We start from the raw sequence: 17,144 nt of genomic DNA, 5'->3' as shown, positions 1-17,144 counted from the left end.
CATTTATCCTATTTTTTTGATATAATAACCTTAATTATTTTTTATAAGGAGGTTATATGCGCTTTAATCAATTCAGCTATCTATCACTTCCAAGAAATACTATTTTATATGAATTTAAAAAGTATGGATTTGATTTTCCATCTGAGATGGCAGATAAAAAGTTGTTAGAGGCTTTTCTAAGTCGTTTCTTTTTTACTTATAAAGATAGTACCTATCCTCTATCCAGTTTGGCAGTTGATAAAGAAACTAACTTGCTGACATTTTTTCAATCAGAAGATGAACTGACAGCAGATATTTTTTATACTGTTGCTTTTCAACTCCTAGGTTTTTCTTATTTGGTTGACTTCGAAGACAGTGAAGTTTTCCGTAAAGAAACTGGTTTTCCCATCGTATATGGTGACTTGATTAAAAATCTCTATCAGTTACTCAATACTCGAACCAAAAAAGGAAATCTCCTGATTGATCAACTGGTAAGTGATGGTCTCATCCCTGAAGATAATACCTACCACTACTTTAACGGCAAGAGTTTGGCTACCTTTTCCAGTCATGATGTCATTCGAGAGGTGGTCTACGTTGAGTCTCGTGTGGATACTGACCAAAAGGGCCTACCTGACTTAGTCAAGGTTAGCATTATTCGTCCTCGTTTTGATGGACAAATCCCTGCTATCATGACAGCCAGTCCCTATCATCAGGGAACAAATGACAAGGCTAGTGATAAGGCTCTCTACAAGATGGAGGGTGAGCTTGAGGTTAAGTCTGCTCACAAGATCGATCTAGAGAAACCTCAACTAAATCTCATCCAACCTCAAGGTCAAGCTGAGCTTGTGTCAGAAGCTGAGGAAAAACTAACGCACATCAACGCTAGCTATAGTCTCAACGACTACTTCCTTCCACGAGGGTTTGCTAATCTCTATGTCTCAGGTGTTGGTACCAAAGATTCCACAGGTTTCATGACTAACGGAGACTACCAGCAAATTGAGGCTTATAAAAATGTTATCGATTGGCTCAATGGTCGTTGCCGTGCCTTTACTGACCACACACGCCAGCGTCAAGTCAAGGCTGACTGGTCAAACGGAAAAGTAGCTACAACAGGACTTTCCTATCTAGGTACCATGTCAAACGGCCTTGCCACTACTGGTGTAGATGGCTTAGAAGTTATCATTGCCGAGGCTGGCATTTCTTCATGGTACAACTACTACCGTGAAAATGGTTTAGTGACTAGCCCAGGTGGCTATCCAGGTGAGGACTTTGACTCCCTTGCTGAGTTAACCTACTCTCGTAATCTCTTGGCTGGCGACTTTATTCGTGGTAATGAAGCTCATCAAGCTGATTTGGAAAAGGTAAAAGAACAACTGGATCGCAAGACTGGCGACTACAATCAGTTTTGGCATGACCGCAATTATCTGCTCAATGCTGATAAAGTGAAGGCAGAGGTTGTCTTTACTCATGGTTCTCAGGATTGGAATGTCAAACCACTTCATGTTTACCAGATGTTTCACGCCCTTCCTGATCATATAAACAAGCACCTCTTTTTCCATAATGGTGCCCATGTTTATATGAACAACTGGCAGTCCATTGACTTTCGTGAATCCATGAATGCCTTATTGACTAAGAAATTATTGAGGCTAGATACAGATTTTCAACTTTCGACCGTTATCTGGCAGGACAATACAGCCCCTCAGACTTGGTTATCACTTAATCAGTTCGGTGAGCAAGAACACTTTGAAACCTTCTCACTCGGTCAAGAAGAGCAGGTTATTCAAAACCAGTACTCAGATAATGATTTTGAGCGTTATGGTAAAACATACCATACCTTCAATACGGAACTCTATCAAGGAAAAGCCAATCAAATTACTATTGACCTTCCTGTGACTAAAGATCTCCACCTGAACGGTCGCGCTCAGCTCAGTCTTCGTATCAAATCTAGTACAAACAAGGGACTCTTATCAGCCCAACTGCTAGAATTTGGTCAAAAGAAATACCTACAGCCTTATCCAGCTATTTTAAGTGCTAGAACCATTGACAACGGTCGCTATCACATGCTGGAAAATCTCTGTGAATTGCCATTTAGTGCAACTACACAACGAGTAGTGACAAAAGGCTATCTCAATTTGCAAAATAGAAATGATTTACTGTTAGTAGAGGATATCAAGGCAGGTGAATGGATGGATGTGCAATTTGAACTGCAACCAACTATTTACAAGCTAAAAGAGGGTGACACTCTTCGTTTAGTCCTCTATACTACTGACTTTGAAATCACCATACGTGACAACACCGCTTACCACCTGACTGTTGATCTTGAACAGTCTAGTCTTATCCTACCTTGTCAAAAGGAATGATATCAGACTTTCAATATGGAACTATTTCCACTTAAACAGTTGAAACAAACATACACTTGGTATCAAATCCAGTCCAAATAAAGGTTATTAGAAGCCCTACTACTGGAGCTTGAACAAAAGATACCGCCCCATAACCAACATGTGTGACCCTCTATCATACACGCTACCACACCACATGTTGGACAAGCTATGTGAATTGCCATTTAGCGTAGATTCACAACAAGCCGTGACAAAATGCTACCAAAATTGAATGATTCACTGTTAGTAGAGAACAACCATGCAGATGAAGGGATAGACAGCCCATTCATCTGTACCCAACTAGTGACAAGTTAAAAGAGGGAGATGCTCTCCATCTAGTTCTTTATACTACTGACTTTGAAATCATCATACGTGACAATACCGCTTACCACTCGACTGACGATTTCGATCAGTCCATGCTTTCTGTACCTTGTACAAGGAGTAAATTTTATGAATAAATCTGAACACCGCCACCAACTCATACGAGCACTTGTAACCAAAAACAAGATTCATACTCAAGCTGAGTTACAAGCTCTTCTTGCCGATAACGACATTCAAGTTACTCAGGCAACTCTTTCCCGTGATATCAAAACAATGAATCTTTCAAAAATACGTGAAGAAGATAATTCTTACTACGTGCTCAATACTGGTTCCATTTCAAAATGGGAAAAACGCCTAGAAACTTATATGGAAGATGCTCTTGTACTGATGCGTCCAGTTCAACATCAAGTACTTTTGAAAACTCTTCCTGGTCTGGCTCAATCATTCGGTTCTATTATTGATGCCTTGAACTTCCCTGATGCTATCGCTACCCTCTGTGGTGACGATGTCTGTCTTGTCATCTGTGAAGATGCAGATGCTGCACAACATTGCTTTGAAGAATTGCAAAAATTTACACCACCATTCTTCTTTGGTGAATAACAAAATTCCGTGTCTGATTAGGCACGGAATTTTTTATCTTCTTTACTGAGATGGATTTTCATTTTTGGTTCGTACCAATCTCAGGGCACGATTTGGATTGAGACGATTAAATAGTTCTTCCAATTTCTTTTCATTCCAAACGTCTGCAGCGGAAACAAAATTTCCATCCGCATCTCGGAAAGATATCGGTTTATCTCCCATACCAGTCTCCTAGTCTACAAATTCAAACTCAAATTTACCAATGCGAACCAAGTCCCCATCCTTAGCACCACGCGCACGAAGGGCTTCATCAACCCCCATACCACGAAGCTGGCGGGCAAATTTCATGACTGATTCGTCACGATCAAAGTTGGTCATATTAAAGAGTTTCATCAGTTTTTCACCAGAAAGTAGCCATGTTGCATCATCATCACGACTAATTTCAAATGCTTTTTCTTCCTCATCAAATCCATAGTAAGCTTCTTCTTCCATATCGGACTCATCGTAGAGCAAGAATTCTGGTGTCTTGTCTAACAATTCAGCTGTAGCATCCAAGAGCGTAGCCAAACCTTGCTTTGTCAAACCAGATATTGGGAAAATAGCTGGTAACTCTTCAAATTCATCGTAGTTTTCAGCTAATTTCTTCTTGAAAACTTCAAGATTTTCCTGACTCTCAGGCATATCCATCTTATTGGCTACAATAATCTGTGGACGCTCCATGAGGCGAAGATTGTATGACTCCAGCTCTTTATTGATAGCTAGATAGTCCTCATAAGGGTCACGGCCTTCACTAGCTGACATATCAATGATATGAAGGATGACACGTGTACGCTCGATGTGACGGAGGAACTGGGTTCCCAGACCAACACCTTGACTAGCCCCTTCAATCAAACCTGGTAAATCAGCTACTGCAAAGGAGTCATCCGATTGGGTACGAACCATACCTAAATTTGGCACAATTGTCGTAAAGTGGTAGGCGCCGATTTTTGGTTTAGCAGATGTGATAACACTTAAAAGAGTTGATTTCCCTACAGATGGAAAACCTACTAAACCGACATCTGCCAAGATTTTTAGTTCCAATTGTAACTCACGTTCCTGGCCTGGTTCCCCGTTTTCAGAGATTTCAGGTGCAGGATTTTTTGGTGTCGCAAAGCGGATATTTCCACGTCCACCACGTCCACCGTGAGCAACGATAAATTCTTGCCCGTGTTCTATCAAATCTGTCAAAACCTTGCCAGTCTCTGCATCACGAACAGTCGTACCTTGTGGCACTCGAACTCTAAGGTCATCAGCACCACGACCATGCATCCCTTTGGTCATCCCTTTTTCACCAGAATCAGCCTTGAAATGACGATTGTAGCGGAAATCCATCAAGGTACGCAAACCTTCGTCTACAACGAAGACCACATTTCCTCCACGACCACCGTCACCACCCCAAGGACCCCCATTAGGGACATATTTTTCACGGCGAAAGGCAACCATGCCATCACCACCATTACCAGCCTTGACCTTGATCTTGGCTGTATCTAAAAACATACTCATTTTTTCTTCTCACTTTAAAAAAGGGCTGGGAAATCCCAGTCACAAAATTTTCTTGAATCTATTTTATAGATTACTGAGGGCACCAATTGCAGTTGCAAAAATTCCCAATAAACTTGCTACTAGCATGATAATCACGATAAACAAGGTTATTTTCTCAAACATAGTTTTTTTACGATTTCCATTATCTCCAAATGCCATTTTTTTCTCCTTCGTTACATTCTATTTTCTATTATCTTAGCATGAATTCAGCTAGTTTTCAATAGTCAGTTGCTACTGGTGCAATAATCCATAAAATGATATAGGCTACAATTCCAGCTCCATAACCAAAAGCAAGAACACCCCATATTACACGAACAATAGTGGGATCCATATCAAAATAATGGGCTACTCCGGCACAAACACCTGCAATCTTTTTATCATGACCACTTCTCATTAATTGTTTTTTCATAGCTGTTTCTCTTTCTATTCTTCACTGTTTTTCCAATAATCTCTGATGCTGATTAACTGTGTTTTTGATGCCTTCAGCATCCGTCTAGAGCCTTTTACGGGCACAGCAACCACCTGTTGTGGAAGATACAAAACTGTCTTAAAGATACGCTGACTAACCGTATCATCTTTGGCCAAATCTTTCTCGAAATTATTTGAAATAATGGCATCCAGATAAAACTCATGCACTCGTTTCCCAAAGTTCTCAGCTGAAATCTCATACAATTTTTCTGATAAGGTATGCTCATTCATATCTGGCGTTGCAATCAAAGCCTCTAAAATAGCTCCAGCCAAATCATGCTCACCGTAATACAAGGTACCAAACATCTTATCGTTGATCAAATTGTCCAAATAAGGATTTCCGTGAGCAATAACAGGCGTTCCACTAGCTAAGCTTTCCAAATATGTCAAACCCTGCGTTTCACTTGTCGATGCCGAGATGAAGAAATCTGCCGCCTTATAGTAAAGAGCCGTCTCACTAGGAGCAATCATACCTGTAAAGATAACGGAATCTTGAATCTCTAGTTTCTGGGCTTGCTCTTTGAGGTCATCCAGATAAGGCCCATCCCCAGCAACTACCAGTTTCACCTTGTCTTCCTCTCTCAGAACTTCTGCAAAGGCTACTAATACTGCTTGAATATTTTTTTCATAGGAAATTCTGGAAAGACTAAGCAACATCTTTTCATCATCTTGAATTCCTAATTTACTACACAGTTCTTTCAAATTTTCTTGCTTGATTTCTGGACGCTCAAACTTGGCTAATTCAATTCCAGTTGGAATGACCCGCTTTTCAACCTTGACTTTATAATCAGATAGCAAGTCACGAACAATCTCACTCGGGCAAACAACCCCATCCACATCGTGCAGGAAACCTCTGACCAGATACTTGACCATACTAGGACGAATCAACATCCCCTTGGCAATATAATGCACATAGTCTTCGTACTGGGTATGATAGGTATGGATAACGGGAATTTTCAGTTCATGCGCAATCCAAATCCCCAACAAGCCTAGAGAAAATTCTGTCTGAGTATGGATAATATCTAGCTGATACTGCTTGGCAATTTCAAGCGCCTTGCTAAAGCCTCTATAGGCAAAGCGGCGATCTTTGAAAGCAAAGAAAGGCACACTTGGAATGCGGATAATTTGCCAATCTTCGTAGCGATTAACATCCTTATCTGTCGTCGTAAAGATAAAAACAGCATGCCCCTGCTTTTCAAGTTCTGTTTTCAAGGTTCGAATACTGGTCGCAACACCAGAAACCTGAGGAAAATAGGTATCTGTAAATAAACCAATTCGCATAGATTACCTCACTTTTTACTTTCTCCCTAAAGCGGCTTGTTTCTCATAAAAGTCCAACCAAATTTGTAACAGATGCTCTTCAGAATACTCTCTAGAAATATTCTTAGCTTTTTCTTTGAGATCTTTTAAGGCAACAGGATTTGCTTGATATTCTAAAATAGCTTCTTTCATCTCTTCTCTATCTGCTGTCTCCCGATAATTTCCCTCCAAAATAACCTTATAGAGATCTAAATCACGTAGCATAATAGGAGCTTCGCAACTGGCAGCCTCTAAAATAGTCATAGGAAAGAGCTCATTATAACTAGGCAACAAGAAAAGATCCGCTAGGGCATACAATTCACGCATTCGCTCTGGGGACACAATGCCTGGAAACATCAAATTTTCAGGTGGATTATCCATCATTTTCTTGTAGCGTTCATAACCATCTGTCATACCACCAAATGAGAAACCACCCGCCCAGATAAAGGTAATCTGAGGCAATTCCTCAGCCAGACGGATAAAATCATCAATCCCTTTGCGTTTCTGGACTTGACCAGCACCTACTACGATAAACTGATTGTCACTAACACCAAGTTCTGCTCTCACTCTCTCTACCTCTTCTTGTGGAAGGGGATGCCATTTTTCTTTGTTGACAAAGTTAGGAATATAGGTTACTTTTTCACGTGGAATACCAGCTGCCACCAAATCCTCAATAAACATAGGATTAACAACAACCAAGTGCTCCATCCGGTTGTAAAAAGAAAATACATAGCGTTTAACAATTCCCTTTAAGAAAAATGGAATTTTCAAACTCCCCTCAAGTGTATCAGGTAAGAAATGCACATAGCCAATTTTCCTACCTGAGCGCTTCTTTTGGAATGTTGATAAATAATAGGGGAAATCAATTGTATGAAAGTGAGTCACATCTGCCTCGATTGGAAGATTTTCTGTAACAATCAATTGGTCCTTGGCATCACGGTAAAGAAGACGAACTAATTCACGATAGGCACCTGAGACTCCCTGCCCTGCTACTTTCTCACTTGAACTCAACATATTGATGCGTAATTTCTTTTTTTCCATAACTACTATTATATCATTTTCTTTGAATAAAATCAGCAAAAGAAAGGAGAGACTAGAGGAAAAGAAAGGGAAACTTCCTCTCTTTTCCAATGGTCTCTCACATCCTTTTATTTGTTTACTTAATGCCTAAGGCAATGCGTGCGTAGCGACTCATTTTTTCAACTGTCCAGGCTGGATACCAGACTAATTTGACCTCAGTATCCGTTACTTCTGGCACCTCTGTCATGGCATCATAAATCTGATCCGTCAAGAGATCTGCCAAAGGGCAACCCATAGTAGTGAGTGTCATATCAATCTCAGTTTGCCCTGTTTCGCCGTCAAAACGAATCTCATAAATCAAACCAAGATTGACAATATCGATTCCCAACTCAGGGTCAATAACTTCTTCCAAGGCTGTTAAAATTCGTGTTTTGATGTTTTCAATTTGCTCTTCTGTATAAGCCATATTTATCCTCACTCCTAGTCTTCAATAAAATCACGAAGCGGTTTGCTGCGACTTGGTTGACGTAGTTTTCTCAAAGCCTTAGCTTCAATCTGACGGATACGCTCGCGAGTCACGTTAAAGACTTTACCTACATCTTCAAGGGTACGCATTTTTCCATCATCTAATCCGAAACGCAGACGCAGAACATTTTCTTCACGATCTGTAAGAGTATCCAAGACCTCATCCAACTGCTCACGCAAGACGATACGAGTTGTATAGTCCACTGGATTCTCAATCACTTCATCTTCAATAAAGTCTCCAAGATGGCTATCATCTTCTTCACCGATTGGTGTTTCAAGAGATACTGGTTCTTGGGCAATCTTCAAGATTTCACGAACCTTATCAGGAGTCATATCCATACGTTCAGCGATTTGTTCTGGTGTTGGATCTTGACCTAATTCTTGAAGGAGATTACGCTGTTCACGAACCAATTTATTGATGGTTTCAACCATGTGAACTGGGATGCGGATGGTACGAGCTTGATCCGCAATAGCACGAGTGATAGCCTGACGAATCCACCAAGTTGCGTAAGTTGAGAACTTGAATCCTTTAGAGTAGTCAAACTTGTCAACCGCCTTCATCAAGCCCATGTTCCCTTCTTGAATCAAGTCAAGGAACTGCATACCACGACCAACATAGCGTTTAGCAATAGAAACAACCAAACGAAGGTTGGCTTCCGCAAGACGTTGTTTAGCTTCGATATCGCCAGCTTCAACTGCTAGTGCCAATTCTTTTTCCTCTTCATTGGTCAAGAGGGGAACGACACCAATTTCTTTCAAGTACATACGGACAGGGTCGTTGACCTTAGCCGAAGTTGAACCAATCAAGTCCTCGTCGCTGAGTTCTGGTTCTTCTTCTGCACTAAGAACACGCGCACTTGGATTTCCTTCGTTATCTGTGATTGAAATCCCTGCATCCTGAATCCGTTGCAAAAGATCTTCTATCCCATCAGCATCCAAGGTAAAAGGAATGACTAGACTAGCATTAATTTCATCGTCTGTTGCTGTCCCTTTTTGCTTATGATTACGGATAAATTCTGCTACTTGTACGTCAAATGTTGTTACTTCTTTTTGTTTTGTTGCCATTATTACTCCATTCTTCTCTTTTGGGAAATTAAACGTTCCAATTCTTCTAGGGCTGTGTCGGTATCTCCTACATGGCTAGCTTCCTGCACCTTCTTTTTGATTCTCATATTGTCCTGATTCAAGAGAGCCTTGTTTCGAGTCATCTCTACTTCACTAAGTTCCTGCGGTGACATCTCAGCAGGCAAATCCTGAGCTAAGACTTGGTACCAAGCTCTTTCAACTTCCTCTGTCTGTTCTGCTAGAACTTCTGGAGGAAGATTGCCATACTGACCAAGCAAGTCATATAAGACCTGAAATTCAGGAGTGTCAAATGCAAAGTCTTCTCGCAAACGGTAATCATTCAAAATAAGGGGAGATTCCATCATTCGATAAAGTAAATGAGCTTCTGCTCTCATAATAGCCGATAACTGCTTGGTGACAGGCATAGTGATTTGCGTCGGTCTGGAAATCCCTTCCATGCGATTCTGCCTTTGTGCCTGACGGCTTTCATTAACAATCTGCTCAATCTGGGCATAATCAAAGGATGCCAGACTGTCAGCTAAAATATGAATATAGCTGTTTTGAGCAGTGATGGACTTTTCTTGAACAATCAAGGGAGCTATTTTTTCAATAAACTCAATCTGGGCCTGCAGATTTTCACTGTTTTCAGGTTTGTACTGGTGAATGTAGAACTCAATCGGACTAATACGAGTTTTCTTTAATAGATAGGCCAAGTCTTCTGGACCATTTTTTTGTAGATACTCATCTGGATCCAAGTTATCAGGCATGCTGACGATTTGCACAGGCATATCACCAATTTCATCCAAGGCTTTCAATGTCGCGGCTTGCCCAGCCTTATCGCCATCGTAAACAAGGACTAACTTCTTGGTTAACCTTTTCAGATGCTCAACATGCTCTCGACTCAAGGCTGTTCCCATAGATGCGACAGCGTTTTCGATTCCAGCCCGATAGGCTGCAATGACATCCATGAACCCTTCCATCAGGTAAATCTCACTGACTTTTCCAGAAGATTTTTTAGCCCTATCCATATGATATAATTCGTAACTTTTATTAAAAATTGCAGTTGATCGGCTATTTTTATACTTAGAAGTTTGTGAATCCGTTTTCTGCCAGATACGACCTGAGAAGGCAATGACCTTTCCCTGGTCATTTGTCAGAGGAAACATAATGCGATTGTGAAAGGTATCTACAAATTGATTAGCCTCCGATAGATAAAACAGTCCCGAATCCAATAAATCCTCTTCACGATACTGGCCAGACAAACGTTGATACAGATAGTTGCGTTCTGGAGGTGCTAAACCAATCCGAAAATGTTTGAGCACTTCATCTGTCAAACCACGCTGATAAAGGTAGTTTCTGGCCTCCTCCCCCATGGTTGTTGTCATGAGAATAGCATGATAAAATTTGGCTGCATCTTCGTGCATATCATAAAGAGCTTGGTGAGGCGAAACTTGCTTCTGTTCACTATAAAGCGGTTTTTCTACCTCTATCCCAACACGCTGACCTAAGATTTGGACAGCCTCCATAAATGGAACACCTTGGTACTCCTCTATGAACTTAAAGACGTCACCCGAGCGACCACAACCAAAACAGTGGTAAAACTGCTTGTCCTCTACAACGTTGAAAGAAGGTGTTTTTTCACCATGAAAAGGACAGAGCCCTAGATAGTTCCGTCCTGCCTTTTGTAAAGAAATCACATCTCCTATGACTTCCACAATGTTGGCATTGTTTTTGATTTCTTCAATGACTTGTTTGTCAACCATACACAATACCTCCATGTTATCATAGTTTACTTTATATAGTATACTTTATTTCAGAAAAAAAGTAAACCATTTCATACACTTTCCGTAATTCTCTTTGCTTCATTTTTTAAAATTTCAAGAGAAGATAAAAAACTCAGAAACACTTCCATGCCTCTAAGTTTTGCTTCACAATTTTTGATGAAAATAGAGATTATCTATTCAAATAATTGATAGTAGTCTGAAATCTTCATCTTTGCTTTTTCTTCTTGGTTTAAGTCTTGGATAATCCGTCCTTCTTTCATGACAATCAAGCGATTGCCGTATTTGAGAGCATCTTCCATATGATGAGTAATCATAAGGGCTGTCAGCTGATCTTTCTTAACAAATTCATCTGTCAATTCCATCAAGGCCACACTGGTCTTTGGATCAAGGGCAGCAGTATGCTCATCTAACAAGAGCAACTCAGGTCGCTTCAAGGTTGCCATCAAGAGACTCAAGGCCTGTCTTTGTCCACCTGATAAGAACTCAATCGGTGTATTCAAGTGTTTCTCAAGACCATTTCCTACTTTTTCAATGGTTACCTGAAACTCATCCTTATAGCTAGTCAAGCGTCGTGGTAACAATCCACGCTTTTCACCACGAAACTTAGCAATTAAAAGATTTTCAGCAACCGTCATACGAGGGGCTGTCCCCATCTTTGGATCTTGGAAAACACGAGACAGATACTTGGCTCTCTTCTCTGGTGAAAACTTGGTAACATCTTCACCCAAAATACGAATAGTTCCACTGGTTAGTGATAAGGTTCCTGCAATAGTGTTAAAGAGGGTTGATTTACCAGCACCATTTCCACCTAAAATCGTGATAAAGTCCTGTTCAAAGATTTCTAAGGAAACATCATTTAAAATAATCTTTTCTTCATCAAAGCCATTTTTAACAACTTTGGTTGCATTTTTTAATTCTACAATTGCTGTCATTTGCTTAACTTGGCTCCTTTCAAGATTGTTTGCTTAAATGTTGGAATCATGAGGCAGACTGCCAAAATCAAGGCACTGTATAAACGAAGGTAACTTGTATTAAATCCAAGAGCGATAACTGCCCACACTAAGAATTGATAGGCGATAGAACCCACAACGATGGCAACCAAGCGCTCTGCCAAACTCAAACTCTTGAAAATAACTTCCCCAATAATCAAACTTGCAAGACCTACAACGATAACCCCTATTCCTCGAGATACATCAGCATAGCCTTCTTGCTGGGCAATGAGAGCTCCTGCAAGGGCAATCACACCATTTGATAAGACCAAACCCATAAGCTCCATGCGTCCAGTATGAATCCCGAAACTTCTAGCCATATCAGGATTGTCACCTGTAGCAATATAGGCTTGTCCGAGTTTGGTGTCCAAGAAAAAGAGCATGAGAGCAATGACAAGACTGACAAAGATAAGACCTGTCAATAGTTGGTTCAAATCTGAAGTAAAAGGCAAGACATCCTGAATTTGCTTGGTTCCAAGCAGTCCTAAATTTGCACGTCCCATAATCAATAGCATGATAGAGTGACAGGAAGTCATTACCAAAATCCCTGAGAGCAAGGTTGGGATCTTCCCTTTTGTATAAAGAAGTCCTGCTGCCATTCCAGCCAAACAACCTGCTCCAACAGCAACAAGAGTCGCTAAAAAGGGATTTACACCTTTGGTTATCAGAGTGACAGCAACAGCTCCCCCAAGAGGGAAAGAACCTTCTGTCGTCATATCTGGAAAGTTTAGGATCCTAAATGTCATAAAGATTCCCAGACCTAAAATAGCCCAGACAAATCCTTGAGAAATAATAGATAATATCATCTGTTTCTTAACCTTTTCTATATGATTTCTATTGTAAAAAATTGGAGGAGATGTCCCCAACTCCTCCATTACAGATTATTCAATCACTTGTCCTGCTTCTTTGAGAACAGACTCAGGAATAGTAATACCTAACTCTTGTGCCAATTTTTTATTGATTACTGATTTACCAGTTGAAAAGACATTAACTGGAGTATCAGCTGGTTTTGCACCTTTCAAGACTTGCGCAATCATTTTACCAGTTGCCACACCAAGGTCGTGTTGGTCAACTACAACTGATGCCAAACCACCAGCTTCTACCATGGCAGTTGCGCTTGGGTAGATTGGTTTTTTAGCTGATTGGTTGCTTGATACAACTGTTGAAAATGCAGATGCGATTGTGTTGTCGATTGGAACCCAGATAGCATCGACCTTGCTAGTCATAACGTTGACTGTTGAAGCAATTTCATTTGTTGAAGGAACCGCAAATGTTTCCACTGTCAAACCTGCTTTTTCAGCATAAGCCTTAAATTCTTCGACCTGTGTTTTTGAATTGTCTTCGCTACTTGAGTAAAGAGCTCCGATTGTTTTCACATTTGGTGTTAGAGCCTTGATGAGTTCAACTTGTTGTTGAGCTGGATTGTGGTCAGACACCCCTGTAATGTTGCCACCTGGTTTTTTCAAATCTTTAACCAAATTAGCACCAATTGGGTCTGTAATAGCAGCCATGATAACTGGTAGGTCTTTTGTGGCGCTAGCCAATCCTTGAGCTGCTGGTGTTGCAATACCAACCACAAGGTCATTGCCATTTGCAACCAATTGTTTACTCATTGTCGCAACCTTACTTTGGTCACCTTCTGAGTTCATAAAGTCGATTTTAACTTGGTCATCTTTATAGCCTTCTTCTGCAAGTCCATCTTGAATCCCTTTATAAATCAAATCAAGAGATGGATGGCTGACAAACTGAAGAACACCAACTTTAGCTACTTTCTTTTCATTCTTAGCTTCTGGTTTATTCATTGAAGAGTAAATCAAACTTCCTGCTACTAAGACTGCTAAGGCAGCGATAATTCCAATTAAACGTTTATTTTTCATTCTATTTCTCCTTTTTATTTCTTTAAAATACTTCACTTATCTAATACTCTTCGAAAATCTCTTCAAACCACGTCAGCGTCGCCTTACCGTAGCTATGGTTACTGACTTCGTCAGTTCTATCCACAACCTCAAAGCAGTGCTTTGAGCAACCTGCGGCTAGCTTCCTAGTTTACTTTTTGATTTTCATTGAGTATAAACAAGCGACGCCATCGTTTTCTTTCCATACAAACCTCCTATAAAAAAGTCCTCACACAAAAAACTTGTGTGAGGACGTCGATGCGCGGTACCACCTCAATTACAGGGAATTTCCCTATCGCTCAGTCTCGCAATAACGAGATGCACTGTAAGGTGTGCTCACCGAATTTTTATGATTTCAAATTCTAAATAACATCCAGCCCAATTTTCATCATCATCACTTATCTGTTTTCAGCTACCACAGACTCTCTAAAAAGTTTGAATGATTACTTTTCTGAATGTTTAAATTATATCATTTTTCAATTACTTGTCAAGACTCTTTTAGTATTTTTTTGAAATATTCAAAAACTTCCCCTATAGAACAGAGGAAGTTTGAAAGGGATCAACCCGAATTACGCAATCCTGTCGCAATTCCGTTGATGGTTGTATGAATTAATTTTTCTTGATCGCTTGATAATTCTCCTCGACGTTGACGTTTAATCAACTCCAACTGGATATAGTTAAGGATATTAAAGTAAGGCATACGATAATCTAAACTTGCTTTTAGATATGGATTTTCAGCTAATAATTCGTCATACCCTTCAATCTCTAGGATAACATTTTTCGTTAATTGCCATTCGTCTAAAATAGTATCATAAATAGCTTTCACTTGATCATCTTCACATAACTTAGCATATTCAAAAGCAATATTCATGTTCGATTTTGACAAGACCATATCGACATTTGAAAGAAGCGATTGGAAAAATGGCCAATTTTGATACATATCTCGTAAGATAGCGATATTCTCTGGATTTTTATCGATAAACTCCTTGAAGCTTGATCCGACACCATACCAACCAGGGAACATGACACGACTTTGTGACCATGAGAAGACCCAAGGAATAGCACGTAAACCACCTATTTCTGTAATGGTTTTACGAGCAGCTGGACGAGAACCGATATTAAAGCTTGAAATGGCCTTAATAGGACTTGACTCAAAGAAATAATCATAAAAATGTTCATTCCCAAAGACTAGGTCTCGGTAAATATCATAACTACGGTCCACTACTTGATCCATAATAGCCTCATAGCGATTTGAGGTATTGGTATCACTCTTCCACTGAGTAATCATGCGGTTAATGGCTGCTGAAACCAACATTTCAAGGTTATAATAGGCAGCATCTTTGTTACCATATTTATTGCCAATTACTTCACCCTGCTCCGTCAAGCGGATACGATCCTTGATAGACTTGAGCGGTTGAGAGGTAATAGCTTCATAAGTTGGTCCACCACCACGACCGACAGTCCCACCACGGCCGTGGAAGAAGGTAACCTTAACACCAAATTCATCTCCAATGGCAGTCAGTTGTTGTTGTGCCTTGTAGAGAGTCCAACATGATGATAAGTAACCACCATCTTTATTACTGTCAGAGTAGCCAAGCATGATTTCCTGGTAGTTATTACGTGAAGCTATCCATTTCTTAGTTAGACCAAGAGAAAGGTATTCCCTCATGGTTTCTTCTGAGTGGTCCAAGTCCTCGATTGTTTCAAAAAGAGGGACAATTTGGACACGGGCTCTCTCTTTATCAACTAGCCCTACTTCTTTCAGCAAGATAGCCAATTCCAGCATGTCTGATACGCTAGTTGCATGTGAAATAATGGTCTGACGAATGACATCATCACCCAACTTATCTTTCAAATTACGGGCAGCCTTAAAGATTGCCAATTCTTTTTCAAGTAAGTCTGATTTTTCAACATGAGTAGCAGAAAGAATGCGTGGATCTTCTTCTAATTCTTTTAAGAGAAGCTGGCATTTTTCCTCTTCACTTAGTTCGCTGTAACGAGAATGAATTCCTGCTGATTTCAATAGTTCGGCTACACAGGCCTCATGAACACTAGAATCTTGACGCATGTCGATGGAGGCCAAATAGAAACCAAAAATTTCAACTGCCTGAATCAGCTCAACAAAATCACCAGAAATTAGTGCTTCACCCTTATTTTCCAAGAGGGAATCACGAATGGTAATTAAATCTTTATAAAAATCATTAGCTGTTTCATAGCGAGCCCCAACTTCCTTATCTTCAATCAGATAGGTTTTTGTCGCTTGGATTTTTGATTGAATATCAAATAAGGCACGGCGGTAAAGCTCTTTTTCACGGTAGATCGAGTTATCCTTGGATTGACGAGCCATTTCTCTAACTTGCTTGCTCACATTGACAATACTGGTTGAGAGGGAGAATTCACGATAAAGTTGGTAAATCTTTTCATCATAGTAATTCATGATGACTTCACACTGGGTCATGGCAGATTGTTTCAAGGTATCTGCTGTCACAAAGGGATTCCCATCACGGTCTCCACCAATCCACATTCCCATGGTAATTGGTTTAGGATGTTTCAACTCCAAACCGTGTTTTTTAGCCAGACGCTTGTACTCAGCAGTCAAATGAGGAACAGCTTTCAGGAATGAACTATTGTAGTATTCCATAACATTCGTGATTTCATTGGTTACTTTCAATTTCTTTTCACGAATCATATCTGTCTGCATGATAATCTCAATGTAGCGACGGAGATCATTATGCCATTTTTCCTTATTAATCAAGCCTAATTTCACATCACGATACTTACGCAAGAGGGTATGGATATGGTTGGTCAAATCCAGCATACTCTTACGTTGCACTTGTGTTGGATGGGCTGTCAAAACAGGGACAACATTCAAGTGTTCAAGAATTTCAACCGCATTTTCTTTTTCTGCAACCATTTTAATCGTTGCTGATAATTTACCAAGATAATCTTGATTGATATTATTTTGATGGTTGATTTCATAGGCCAAATCCACGTCTTCTGAAATATTAATCAAAAGAGGCAAGATAGAGAAATAGCGTGAAATATAAGCCATTTCATCATTTGTCAGACTAGTAACTAATTGGTTCAAGCCTTGATAATCTTCTTGAGTTGATAATTCTTTCAACTGCATGATTTTATAAAAAGTCTCTGGGGCAAGCATGTTTTTAGTGATATCTTCCAACAATTCTGTTAAAATCAATACTTCTTCTTGCACAACAGCTTTATTACTATAGTTTTCTAATTTTTGAAGAGACATAGGTC

At 40.0% G+C, this 17,144-nt stretch carries 15 protein-coding genes, 1 pseudogene and 1 other annotated feature; of the genes and pseudogenes, 3 read left to right on the top strand and 13 right to left on the bottom strand.

Going from position 1 to position 17,144, the window contains the following annotated elements; all coding sequences use genetic code 11:
- Window positions 1-56: 56 nt before the first annotated feature.
- From RWO85_RS00625 to RWO85_RS00615, 3 genes and pseudogenes are all read left to right on the top strand, one after another.
- On the top strand, window positions 57-2,339 hold the full coding sequence (locus tag RWO85_RS00625; RefSeq protein ID WP_314413325.1) for a Xaa-Pro dipeptidyl-peptidase: 2,283 nt from the start codon (window positions 57-59) through the stop codon (window positions 2,337-2,339).
- Window positions 2,340-2,508: 169 nt separating this feature from the next.
- A pseudogene (locus RWO85_RS00620) lies at window positions 2,509-2,815 on the top strand (Xaa-Pro dipeptidyl-peptidase); the annotation flags it as partial.
- Entirely contained in the window at window positions 2,808-3,278 is a 471-nt protein-coding gene (locus RWO85_RS00615; RefSeq protein WP_314413324.1) for an arginine repressor, read from the top strand. The pseudogene RWO85_RS00620 and the gene RWO85_RS00615, both read left to right, overlap by 8 nt.
- 42 nt (window positions 3,279-3,320) lie before the next feature.
- Here the strand turns inward: RWO85_RS00615 and RWO85_RS00610 are convergent, their stop codons facing one another.
- The 13 genes from RWO85_RS00610 to ppc all read right to left on the bottom strand — a co-directional run bounded on the left by RWO85_RS00610 (window position 3,321) and on the right by ppc (window position 17,139).
- A complete protein-coding gene (locus RWO85_RS00610) occupies window positions 3,321-3,479 on the bottom strand; it encodes a hypothetical protein (protein WP_314413322.1) in 159 nt (52 codons plus the stop codon).
- 9 nt (window positions 3,480-3,488) lie between these two features.
- Entirely contained in the window at window positions 3,489-4,799 is a 1,311-nt protein-coding gene (obgE, locus tag RWO85_RS00605; RefSeq protein WP_314413319.1) for a GTPase ObgE, read from the bottom strand.
- A gap of 63 nt (window positions 4,800-4,862) precedes the next feature.
- Complete coding sequence (locus tag RWO85_RS00600; RefSeq protein ID WP_000863859.1) at window positions 4,863-4,997, bottom strand: DUF4044 domain-containing protein; 135 nt, start codon at window positions 4,995-4,997, stop codon at window positions 4,863-4,865.
- A gap of 58 nt (window positions 4,998-5,055) precedes the next feature.
- A complete protein-coding gene (locus tag RWO85_RS00595) occupies window positions 5,056-5,232 on the bottom strand; it encodes a PspC domain-containing protein (protein ID WP_173263053.1) in 177 nt (58 codons plus the stop codon).
- 29 nt (window positions 5,233-5,261) lie between these two features.
- Window positions 5,262-6,587, bottom strand: a complete 1,326-nt coding sequence (locus RWO85_RS00590) for a glycosyltransferase family 4 protein (protein WP_314413317.1) — start codon at window positions 6,585-6,587, stop codon at window positions 5,262-5,264.
- A 15-nt stretch (window positions 6,588-6,602) separates the two neighbouring features.
- Window positions 6,603-7,646 carry an alpha-galactosylglucosyldiacylglycerol synthase gene (gene cpoA, locus RWO85_RS00585; RefSeq protein ID WP_314413315.1) on the bottom strand — a complete coding sequence of 348 codons (1,044 nt, stop codon included), beginning with the start codon at window positions 7,644-7,646 and terminating at the stop codon, window positions 6,603-6,605.
- Window positions 7,647-7,761: 115 nt separating this feature from the next.
- Window positions 7,762-8,091 (bottom strand): metal-sulfur cluster assembly factor, encoded by a 330-nt coding sequence (locus tag RWO85_RS00580; RefSeq protein WP_314413314.1) that lies wholly within the window; start codon window positions 8,089-8,091, stop codon window positions 7,762-7,764.
- 14 nt (window positions 8,092-8,105) lie between these two features.
- Window positions 8,106-9,215 carry an RNA polymerase sigma factor RpoD gene (gene rpoD, locus RWO85_RS00575; RefSeq protein ID WP_004259586.1) on the bottom strand — a complete coding sequence of 370 codons (1,110 nt, stop codon included), beginning with the start codon at window positions 9,213-9,215 and terminating at the stop codon, window positions 8,106-8,108.
- A gap of 2 nt (window positions 9,216-9,217) precedes the next feature.
- Window positions 9,218-10,978, bottom strand: coding sequence for a DNA primase (dnaG, locus tag RWO85_RS00570; protein ID WP_314413313.1), 1,761 nt, complete (start codon window positions 10,976-10,978; stop codon window positions 9,218-9,220).
- A 194-nt stretch (window positions 10,979-11,172) separates the two neighbouring features.
- Window positions 11,173-11,931: an ABC transporter ATP-binding protein gene (locus RWO85_RS00565; protein ID WP_314413311.1), complete on the bottom strand. Its 759-nt coding sequence runs from the start codon at window positions 11,929-11,931 to the stop codon at window positions 11,173-11,175.
- Window positions 11,928-12,794: an ABC transporter permease gene (locus RWO85_RS00560; protein ID WP_314413310.1), complete on the bottom strand. Its 867-nt coding sequence runs from the start codon at window positions 12,792-12,794 to the stop codon at window positions 11,928-11,930. The genes RWO85_RS00565 and RWO85_RS00560 overlap by 4 nt, the downstream gene beginning before the upstream one ends.
- A gap of 75 nt (window positions 12,795-12,869) precedes the next feature.
- A complete protein-coding gene (gene trpX, locus RWO85_RS00555; RefSeq protein WP_000792150.1) occupies window positions 12,870-13,865 on the bottom strand; it encodes a tryptophan ABC transporter substrate-binding protein in 996 nt (331 codons plus the stop codon).
- 263 nt (window positions 13,866-14,128) lie between these two features.
- Window positions 14,129-14,346: a binding site (T-box leader), on the bottom strand.
- A 96-nt stretch (window positions 14,347-14,442) separates the two neighbouring features.
- Window positions 14,443-17,139: a phosphoenolpyruvate carboxylase gene (gene ppc, locus RWO85_RS00550; RefSeq protein WP_314413308.1), complete on the bottom strand. Its 2,697-nt coding sequence runs from the start codon at window positions 17,137-17,139 to the stop codon at window positions 14,443-14,445.
- Window positions 17,140-17,144: the final 5 nt, after the last annotated feature.

Origin of the sequence: uncultured Streptococcus sp. (assembly GCF_963521865.1) — a bacterium.
Classification (GTDB): Bacteria; Bacillota; Bacilli; order Lactobacillales; family Streptococcaceae; genus Streptococcus.
Note: the sequence above shows the minus strand (reverse complement) of the source record. Positions and strands in the feature narration are given on the sequence as shown.

Excerpts from the sequence above, each read along its gene's own strand:
- RWO85_RS00610 (WP_314413322.1), bottom strand. The coding sequence starts at position 3,479 with ATGGGAGATAAACCGATATCTTTCCGAGATGCGGATGGAAATTTTGTT.
- dnaG (WP_314413313.1), bottom strand. The coding sequence starts at position 10,978 with ATGGTTGACAAACAAGTCATTGAAGAAATCAAAAACAATGCCAACATT.
- RWO85_RS00565 (WP_314413311.1), bottom strand. The coding sequence starts at position 11,931 with ATGACAGCAATTGTAGAATTAAAAAATGCAACCAAAGTTGTTAAAAAT.
- RWO85_RS00600 (WP_000863859.1), bottom strand. The coding sequence starts at position 4,997 with ATGGCATTTGGAGATAATGGAAATCGTAAAAAAACTATGTTTGAGAAA.
- ppc (WP_314413308.1), bottom strand. The coding sequence starts at position 17,139 with ATGTCTCTTCAAAAATTAGAAAACTATAGTAATAAAGCTGTTGTGCAA.
- RWO85_RS00625 (WP_314413325.1), top strand. The coding sequence starts at position 57 with ATGCGCTTTAATCAATTCAGCTATCTATCACTTCCAAGAAATACTATT.
- cpoA (WP_314413315.1), bottom strand. The coding sequence starts at position 7,646 with ATGGAAAAAAAGAAATTACGCATCAATATGTTGAGTTCAAGTGAGAAA.
- RWO85_RS00595 (WP_173263053.1), bottom strand. The coding sequence starts at position 5,232 with ATGAGAAGTGGTCATGATAAAAAGATTGCAGGTGTTTGTGCCGGAGTA.
- RWO85_RS00615 (WP_314413324.1), top strand. The coding sequence starts at position 2,808 with ATGAATAAATCTGAACACCGCCACCAACTCATACGAGCACTTGTAACC.
- RWO85_RS00590 (WP_314413317.1), bottom strand. The coding sequence starts at position 6,587 with ATGCGAATTGGTTTATTTACAGATACCTATTTTCCTCAGGTTTCTGGT.
- obgE (WP_314413319.1), bottom strand. The coding sequence starts at position 4,799 with ATGAGTATGTTTTTAGATACAGCCAAGATCAAGGTCAAGGCTGGTAAT.
- RWO85_RS00580 (WP_314413314.1), bottom strand. The coding sequence starts at position 8,091 with ATGGCTTATACAGAAGAGCAAATTGAAAACATCAAAACACGAATTTTA.
- trpX (WP_000792150.1), bottom strand. The coding sequence starts at position 13,865 with ATGAAAAATAAACGTTTAATTGGAATTATCGCTGCCTTAGCAGTCTTA.
- rpoD (WP_004259586.1), bottom strand. The coding sequence starts at position 9,215 with ATGGCAACAAAACAAAAAGAAGTAACAACATTTGACGTACAAGTAGCA.
- RWO85_RS00560 (WP_314413310.1), bottom strand. The coding sequence starts at position 12,794 with ATGATATTATCTATTATTTCTCAAGGATTTGTCTGGGCTATTTTAGGT.